This window comes from Pseudomonas edaphica (assembly GCF_005863185.1).
Classification (GTDB): domain Bacteria; phylum Pseudomonadota; class Gammaproteobacteria; order Pseudomonadales; family Pseudomonadaceae; genus Aquipseudomonas; species Aquipseudomonas edaphica.
Map to the genome: position 1 here is coordinate 1 of NZ_VBVZ01000277.1, position 7,974 is coordinate 7,974.

The following is a 7,974-nucleotide window of genomic DNA, read 5'->3' on the forward strand; positions in this document are numbered from 1 at the left end:
CGGCTAACCTCCTCCCGTCGCTGCAAAATCAGCGACCGGGTTTAGCAGCTCGGTTAATATCAAGGCCTGCAACGCCACCATCCGTTCAGCATCCGCTGGACTACGTTATGGCGGCTGTGCGTGGGGCACTTTCGGGTGCGCTGGGTTCCTTGATTCCTGGTCTGCTAACCCGCGTACAGTCGCCACCCTCTTCGTTTAGCAGCGATGTCTGGCGACTCCACCAATCAAGGAGTTTGCGCCATGAAAAAAATTACCCCCAATCCCCCAACGAGCCTTTTCACGGTCGCTCAAGATATCGACACCGAAACCCTCCTGATTCAAGCCAGCGAAACTCTGGCCTCGCTGAACGCTATCACCACTGATCTGGCTTTCGAACTGGAAGGCGAAAACCGTCAGAAGCTCTTGGGTAGCCAACAATTAATCGTGCTGGGTGAGTTATTGATCGAGCGGGTGTCGGTTCTTCTGAACCCCACAACCGACACGTCAGCGTCCCCGCAATAGCAAAAATCAAAAGGCCGAGTCGCTATACAGCAACTCGGCCTTGAGAATCTTCAGCGCTCAACTTACCTCGTCTCACTCGAAACACGGGCGATCTGACCCGTCGCCTTTCCCAACCTGAACGTGATTCCCCCCGCCAGCCACGTAGCAACTCACTCGCCCGCGAAATAATCACTGTCGACCTGCTTCACCTCGTACACCTGCTTAACGCTCACGCCAAGGTTGTTCTCTACCATCAATCGCGCCAGCTCAACACCATCGATCAATACCACTTTGATATCCAACCCCAGCGCAGCAGTGCGGGCACCCTCGGAGAACTCTGAGGTAGTGATGAACACGCCCTTACGCGCTCGCTGGCGAGTCAATGCGCCGATAAACTTGTCGATCTCCGGGCGATGCACCGTATTAGTCCAGCGCTTGGCCTGTAGATAGATCACGTCAAGGCCGAGCTTGTCTTCTTTGATGATGCCGTCGATACCGTCATCATTGGTCGCTTGAGTTGCCTTGCCAGCCTCTTTACGCGAGCCGCCGTACCCCATGGCGATCATGAGATCGACTACCAACTGTTCGAAGAAGCCGGGGGTGGCTATCCGGACTTGCGTCAACAGCTCATCTGCCAAGGACTGCATCAGCGCTTGATGCGCCTCGGCCAACTGCTCGTCTGGCGTGGTTTCAGCGATACCAACGTTCAGCAGTGAGGGAGCATCAACTGATTGCGGCTTTGCCGTATGGAAGTCTGCAAACTCGGGAAACTGCTTCAACCAACTGACAGTGATGCGCTGCGGACCATTAGTCAAAGCATCAAGGCCACGCGGGGTAATTTGCACCATGCCCTTGGCCGGAATGCACAGCAACCCAGCCTTATTCAAATAGGTGCGAGCCCAACCTACTCGGTTGTTGATCACCGTCTGCTGGCCTGAGGGTAGGCGCTCCTTGCGTTCGTCCTCGGTCAATTGGAACTGATCAGCCACTCGCTCGCGCAACTCATTGAGCGGCAGCGATGCACCATTCTGCACGGTGCTCAGCACCGGGCGCATCACACTTTGAAAATCCGGAATTGCCACTGTTACCCCCTAGTCTTAGCGGCCGCTATAGACCCCGTCCATGCGGTTCTCATCGAAGGAAGCCGCAGCCTTGAGCATTTTCAAAATCACCAGCGCAAATGCCCTGCTCTTCGTCTCGTTATCCAATACTTCGAGCGACAGCTTCTCGTGGTCGGTCATGGCGTCCAGCACGGTGTCGAGGACGCGCTTGGGAAACAGGCCGTGCATAACTTGATCAACCGAATGGTTGTTCACTTGGGCCATCACATCTTCCTGACGGCTGATGCGCTGGGCGATGCCGGTAAGGAACTGCAGCTGGTCGTCGTCGCTCACTTCGGCACCAAAGATATCGTTCAGCGCCTCAATGATTTCGGATAAACGCTTCTTCTCGGGATCATGTGGCTTACCGCTACCCACGTCACTGCCAGGTTTGACGGTGTATTTGCCCGTTTCCTCGTTCAGGCGTATCAGGTGTTCGGCGCGCTTGCTCAGGCGGTAGTGGCTCAGTTGCAGCTCACCCACATCCACGTCGTCTTCTAGCAGGCGATCTACGCGTAGCAGCGGGTGCAGATGTTTGGCGTACACGCATAACTGCTCCAGTTCGCGATCGTCGTAGGGCACGATCTGCGATAGGAACTCGTATAGGCGCACAAAGCTTTGCAGGTTCTTGCGGAACAGGTCGAGCTGATCGACCTGCTCGCCAGCTTCTTTCAATGCGTGCTCGGCTTTTTTCAAGCCAGCACTATCCCCATTGGCTTCGGCGGTTCGTTTTTGATCAAGCGCCTGCTGACGAGACTCCAGCGAGAAGGCATAGCGCTTGGCAAAACGCTCTTTGGCGGGCGCGCAGTAATAACTGAGCTTGCTGGCTTGTGCCTTAGGGTCGAAGAAAGCTAAAGCAAACGCTTCGACCTCTTGCCAGTGATAGATGCCCTCGGCATCCAGCGTCTTCTGCAGGTCATAGATGATCTGCGGGTCTGTCACGTCGGTCAGCTCGGCCTTGGTGTAGTACGGTAAGAAGGCGTCGAGAATATCCTGAGGCTCGTTAAAGAAGTCGAGGATAAAGGTTTGCTTGTTGTCACCAAAGGTTCGGTTCAACCGCGACAAGGTCTGCACGCAATCCACGCCTTGCAGTTTTTTATCCACGTACATGGCGCAAAGCTTGGGCTGATCAAAGCCGGTCTGGTATTTATTTGCGGCAATCATCACGTTGAAGTCTTGGGTGTCGAAAGCGTCCGCCAGATCGCGGCCATTCAGGCCAGCGTTGAGTAGACTGCTGTTTTCCGTCACCTCTTCGGGGATGATCTCATCCGGCAACACGCTGCCGGAGAATGCCACTAGCGGGTGAACATCGCTGTAACCCATCTGCTGCACATAAGCTTTCAAGGCCAACTGATAACGCACCGCCTCTTGACGACTGCTGGTCACTACCATGGCCTTGGCCTGACCATTGAGCAGACCGCGGATATTGGCGCGGAAATGCTCAACAATTACCTCGACCTTCTGGCTGATGTTGTACGGGTGTAAACGCACCCAGCGTGCCAGTTTGATGCGCGCCTTTTTGCTATCCACCTCGTCGTCTTCGCCATCCGGGTGGGCGATTTTCCAGGCGGTGCTGTAGGTGGTGTAATTGCGCAGCACGTCGAGGATAAAACCTTCCTCGATGGCCTGGCGCATGGAGTACAGATGAAACGGCTCAGGCTTGTTGCTGGTACTCGCTGGCAGCGTGGGGTCAGCCGGACGACCGAACAGCTCCAGCGTTTTGGCTTTTGGGGTAGCCGTAAAGGCGTAGTAACTGATGCGCTCATTGGGTTGCCGAGCTTGTACGGCAGCATCCAGAAGTTCTTCAGCGCTGATTTCTTCCGCCTCCAGAGCATCGCTGCCAAGAATCTGTTTCAACTTGCTCGCCGAAGAGCCAGTTTGCGAAGAATGCGCCTCGTCGGCGATCACTGCATAGCGTCCGCTGGCCAGTTTGGGGTACTTGTCCAGCGCATCGAATAGCGCCGGGAAGGTCTGGATGGTGACGATGATAATGCGCGTCTGCTCAGCCAACGCCTCGGCCAGTTGCTCGGATTTACTTTGGTTGCCGACATCCCGGCTGATCGGTTTGACCACGCCCTGGGCGTGCTCGAACTGGTAGATGGTGTTCTGCAGTTGGCTATCCAGCACTGTACGGTCTGTGACCACAATCACTGAGTTGAACAGGCGTTGGCCGGTATCGTCGTACAGCGAGGCCAGTTGATGCGCGGTCCAGGCGATGGAGTTGGACTTGCCTGAACCTGCGCTGTGCTGAATCAAATATCGCTTGCCGGGCCCTTCGGTTCGCGTGGTATCGATTAGCTTATTGACCACTTCCCATTGGTGGTAACGCGGGAAGATCATCGCCTCCTTGGTCACCAGCGCGCCATCGAAGCCTTCGCTGGTTTTCTTGTCCAAGTGCAGAAAGCGCCCCAGCACTTTGAGCCACGCGTCCGGCTGCAACAGGCGTTGCCACAGGTAGCTGGTGGCGTACTGGCTGTCGTCCTCAGGCATCGGGTTGCCCGCGCCGCCTTCCTCGCTGCCAAGATTAAATGGTAGGAAGAAGGTGTCCTTACCTGCCAATTTAGTGGTCATCGCCACTTCGTTCTGGCCCACGGCAAAGTGCACCAGCGCGCCGCGCTTGAACGTCAGCAGCGGCTCGGGCTTGCGCGTCAGCGGGTCTTTTACCGGGCGGTCATTGCGGTACTGGCGCTTGGCGTTTTCCACCGACTGCTTGAACTCGCTTTTCAGCTCCAGCGTGGCGGTGGGGATGCCGTTGACGAACAGCACCAAGTCCAACCGCGGATTGTAGCTCTGTCCACCGCTGCCGGCCTCACGCGCATGCGGCGAGTAGGACACCTCCGGCACCACGCGCAGGCGGTTGCACTGGTAGCGCTTCAAGGTATCCGGATTCATGCCGTGGTCGGGCTGGAAGCTGCACAGCTCCACCTTCACCGCCGGCAGTTTGAAGCCATGGCGCAGCACATCCAGGGTGCCGCTCTGCTCCAGCTCGCGCACCAGCTTTTGCACCAGCACGTCATCCGGGTTGTTCGGGTTGGCCTTGGCAAACTTGTCCCAACGCTCCGGCCAGGCGTCCTTGAAATAGCCCAGCACATCTTCGGTATACAGCGCGGTGCGCCGGTCGTAGCTGCTAGACGTGCCCACCAGCCAACCTTGCGCGGCCAGGGCGTCGATGATGTCCTGCTGAAACTGAGCTTCCTTGCTGTCCGCCATTACACGGCCTCTTGTTCTAATACGGAGGATTTCGCAAAGGCCGGTGGCAGCCAGCCGCGCACGTCGATTTTGCCGGTGAGAGCCGCGGCGATTAGGGCAGAGCGGCGCTCTTGGAGGAGACCTATGACGTTCTCCGCTTCGTAAACAAGAGCATCATTCTTTTCAGACTCTCGCTGGATATGCGAAATAATTGAGTCCTGCTCACTGAGCGGTGGAGCAAGGCACTCAATCATTCCCAACTTACTAGACTTGATGCCTAGAGCTGTGGAGCCTGTTGCCAAAGTCTCAAGTCGAGCTTGGCAATTTGCGCTCATAAGCCAAAACATCAGGTAATGGTTGCGCATCACACACGGTTCGCCTCTGAACTTAACAATTCGCTGAGCAAGTGCAATATCCGTTCGATCAATCAAGGCAACTTGGCCAAGAGGTGCCTCCATGGTGAACAACAAATCTCCTATCTCAGGCCGCCCTCTAGCGAGTAATGATTCCGCAGACTCAGGGTCAGCATATTCCTCAGAGGCCTCATAGTCGATTCGACCATTCCGAATATTCCTAGCCGTGACAAGGAAAACGCCGTCGTCCACTTTTCTAGGTGTTCTCCCGCGGTAATCCACAACCGGACCAATAAATCGTGTGAGCCCCCCGACCTCCCAATGAGCAGGCACCTCGCTTAACCACTCCACGCCGGTATCTTTCATTGGCACCGTGGGGTTAAGGCCTTTCGTGACAGAGTGAGAGATCACGGTCTGGCGCTTTTCCTTGAGCAGTTTGATCAGACGCTGCTGTTCTTCGATCAGCGCGTCAATGCGGGTGATTTGGTGATCGAGGAAGCGGGCAATTTGAGTTTGCTCAGCCCGTGCAGGAAAGCAAAACCGCTCCTGCAAGTACGATTCAGCATCAAGATTCTGGATACCAGTAACCTGCTTCACCGAAGGGTAGTTAACCCGGCCGTGGTAAAGATTGCCGAAGGCATAGCAAAGAAACTGGTTATCGAACTCTGCGAGCGGTCGCATTCTCGCAACGAAATTTGAAGTAATCGCGTTAAACTCATGCGTGAACAAAACGACACAGCCAACCAGCGTTTTTTCTCCACCTCCAGACTTCTCGATCAGCAAATCACCTGAGTTGATGAGTCGCGACTGTCTTTCTTTAGGCTTGATGCTTCTGTAGGTCAGCTTATCGAGTCTAACAGTCGAAAAAGATCGCTCGAAATCGGCGACTCGAATGACAGCAATATCATTCTCACCATCGGGTTCATCGCCCCACAAGCCGTTGACGCACCCATCCACCGTACGTTTAAGTGAGTAAACTGACCAATGCTGTGGCACCGCGCCCAGCCATTCAACGCCAGAATCCTTGTATGCTGAGTAACGGGGAAAGCTCATGCCGACAGCCCCTCAATCATCTGTTTGATGCGGTCGGTGCAGGCCCTCAAGTCTTGGTCAATTTCAGCCAGCGCACGTGGTGGATTGAAGACGTAAAAGTGGCGGTTAAAGGGAATCTCAAAACCGACAATACCTACTTCGCCGTCCTGTGCATCGGTCTTACTTTCGTCGACCCAAGCATCCGGAACATGGGGGATGACTTCGCGCTGGAAGTAATCGTACACCGACTCGCCAAGCGGCACGTTCTCGTTGTCGCGCAGGCCGGAGTCCGCTTCTGGCTGACCTTTGCTGGTGCAGATATCCGCCTCGGGGTCACGCTCGCTCATAGCATTAAGTAGGGCTTTTAGCTCCGAGGTGCTCAGGTTGATGCTGTGCGTGGTGAGGGCTTTCTTCAGCAGTTTGCTGAACTGCTCGCGGTTGCGGTGCAACACGCTGGCGTCCATGGTTTTCAGAGCAGCCAGCAGTTGCTGAAGAGCGGCGCTGTCGAGCTTTTGCAGGGCTTTTTCTTCCAACACCTTAGCGATGCGTTCGGCGCTGGCCTGAAAGTTCAGGCGTAGCGGCCGCTCGACAGTGATGCGACGGTAGCCGAAGGCATCGATGGGGAAGATTTTGCTCTGCGCGCTGTGCTCGAAACTGCCATACAGGCGCACCAGCTCGCTGATTTGATCCTCGGTGATGCACTGGCGTTTGCTGCCCAGCGACTTGCGCATTTTGGCGTAGTGCTGGCTGCCGTCGATTAACTGCACCTTGCCCTGACGCGCGGAGGCTTTGTGGTTGCTGAGTATCCACACATAGGTGGCGATACCGGTGTTGTAGAACATGTCCGTCGGGAGCGCGACGATGGCTTCGACCAGGTCGTTCTGCAGCAGGTAGCGGCGAATCTCCGACTCACCCGAACCCGCGCCGCCGGTAAACAGCGGCGAGCCGTTAAGGATGATCCCGATGCGTGAGCCACCGTCGCGTGGGTCACGCATCTTGCTGACCAAGTGCAGGAGGAACAGCAGCGAACCGTCGGACACACGCGGCAGCCCGGGGCCGAAGCGGCCGTCGAAGCCCTTGCGGCTGTGCTCGTCGGTGATCTGCTTCTGCACCTTCTTCCATTCCACGCCGAACGGCGGGTTGCTGAGCATAAAGTCGAAGCGCTTGTCGGCCAACTGGTCGTTGGACAGGGTGTTACCGAGCTTGATGCTGGCCACGTCCTGGCCCTTGATCAGCATGTCCGCCTTGCAGATGGCGTAGGACTCGGGGTTTAACTCCTGGCCGTGCAGCGACACGCTGACCTTCTCACTGATGGACTGGATGTACTCATCACCTTCGGACAGAAAGCCGCCTGTGCCAGCGGTTGGGTCATATACGGTGACGATGCTGTTGGGAGCGAGCTTCTGGTCCTGATCGGTGATTACCAGCGAGGTGGTGAGGTGCACGATATCGCGCGGGGTGAAGTGCTCCCCGGCGGTTTCGTTAGAGCTTTCTGCAAACTTGCGGATCAGTTCTTCGAAGATGATGCCCATACCGAAGTTACTGATGAACTCCGGGCTGAGGTCAGTAGCGGCGAAGCGCTGCACCACTTGATACAGCAAATTAGCGCTCTCAAGTTGCTGAACGAAATCTTCGAAGTGGAAGTGTTCAAAGATCTCACGGGCGTCCTTACTGAACGCCTGCACATAGCTCATCAAGTCGGAGGCCGTCTGCGTGTCCGACAGCGTGGCGAGGGTCAGCGGAGATGCGTTGAAGAACTGCTGCCCACCTGCTGCACGCAGCATATACATATCACGCACAGTGTCCGGACGGCCTTCTTG

The 7,974-nt window shown here is 56.1% G+C and carries 5 protein-coding genes; 1 reads left to right on the plus strand and 4 read right to left on the minus strand.

What is annotated here, in order from left to right:
* The first annotated feature begins 240 nt into the window (after positions 1 to 240).
* Positions 241 to 501 (plus strand): DUF6124 family protein, encoded by a 261-nt coding sequence (locus tag FEM54_RS18355; protein ID WP_138452344.1) that lies wholly within the window; start codon positions 241 to 243, stop codon positions 499 to 501.
* A gap of 149 nt (positions 502 to 650) precedes the next feature.
* Here FEM54_RS18355 and FEM54_RS18360 read toward each other — a convergent pair whose 3' ends face one another.
* The 4 genes from FEM54_RS18360 to FEM54_RS18375 form a co-directional block, all read right to left on the minus strand.
* Positions 651 to 1,562 (minus strand): restriction endonuclease, encoded by a 912-nt coding sequence (locus FEM54_RS18360; protein ID WP_138452346.1) that lies wholly within the window; start codon positions 1,560 to 1,562, stop codon positions 651 to 653.
* 15 nt (positions 1,563 to 1,577) lie between these two features.
* A complete protein-coding gene (locus tag FEM54_RS18365) occupies positions 1,578 to 4,790 on the minus strand; it encodes a type I restriction endonuclease subunit R (RefSeq protein WP_138452348.1) in 3,213 nt (1,070 codons plus the stop codon).
* Complete coding sequence (locus FEM54_RS18370) at positions 4,790 to 6,175, minus strand: restriction endonuclease subunit S domain-containing protein (RefSeq protein ID WP_138452350.1); 1,386 nt, start codon at positions 6,173 to 6,175, stop codon at positions 4,790 to 4,792. Before FEM54_RS18370 ends, FEM54_RS18365 begins: the two co-directional genes overlap by 1 nt.
* A partial coding sequence (locus tag FEM54_RS18375; protein WP_138452352.1) for a class I SAM-dependent DNA methyltransferase occupies positions 6,172 to 7,974 on the minus strand: 1,803 nt, incomplete at its 5' end. The genes FEM54_RS18375 and FEM54_RS18370, both read right to left, overlap by 4 nt.